Origin of the sequence: Bradyrhizobium sp. 2TAF36 (assembly GCF_052114925.1) — a bacterium.
Taxonomy (GTDB): domain Bacteria; phylum Pseudomonadota; class Alphaproteobacteria; order Rhizobiales; family Xanthobacteraceae; genus Bradyrhizobium; species Bradyrhizobium barranii.
On record NZ_JBFRFR010000248.1, the window covers coordinates 1 to 839 of the forward strand.

The following is an 839-nucleotide window of genomic DNA, read 5'->3' on the forward strand; positions in this document are numbered from 1 at the left end:
TGTTCTCGCCGCCGCCGGCTATAACTTCGGTCTGCTGCTGCGATGGCTCGCAGAGCTCTTGCGTGTCATCATCCGAGCCTTCTTCGAGACCGTCCCGGCTCGAAACACCGCTTGAGCCGGGCGCCGCCGCCAGTTCTTCACGAACGACTTGATCGGCAGACGGCGTTCGGACCACGCGCGCAGGATAGCGCGGGAAGAGGCCGGGAGTGAGAGGAGCAGTTCGGCGCGACACGACGAAAGATATGGCTGTGGAATAGTGCGTGCAGGCTCCTGCACGTATTGCGATTACCGGCAAGCCGTGGACAACCTGCGGCATTACTATCCCCGATTTGGGGTGCAAGATGCCATTTGTTTATCGACCGTCACTTAAGACTAAGACCGGTGAAGCTGTCGCACTACTTCACTTGAGCAATCAACAGAAGGACAGGATCGCCCCCGTCTTCAGTGTAGGTGAAAGGCCACCGGCTAACTTCGTTGCGCGAATGGCTTCGGCATGGCTAGGCCGGCGGTGCTTCCTTGATGGCTCATTCAATCACAACCTCAGTGGAGGTTCGGCGGATTTCGATACCCTATTCGCCGCACTCGGCACAGCAGGAATTCCGGTGATACCCGTGATCGAAATCGGTGCTTCGAACGCCTACAACCAGGCCGCTTTCGCGCACATTGGCCAATTCTCGAATGGAGTTATGTTAAAGTGTACACATGGGCACCTTAACCTCGCGGCGAACTGGGTCCAACAGATGGGACAGTGTCAATCGGCCCTTTAATTGCGGTTTGTTGTCAAGCTACCATTCTTCCTCTCTCCAGTGACACGCCGGTAGCGATTGCTCCGTCGGAGC

General features: G+C 57.0%; 1 protein-coding gene. It reads left to right on the forward strand.

What is annotated here, in order from left to right; genetic code table 11:
* Positions 1-341 precede the first annotated feature (341 nt).
* Positions 342-767: a beta family protein gene (locus AB4Z51_RS45020; RefSeq protein WP_441499780.1), complete on the forward strand. Its 426-nt coding sequence runs from the start codon at positions 342-344 to the stop codon at positions 765-767.
* Positions 768-839: the final 72 nt, after the last annotated feature.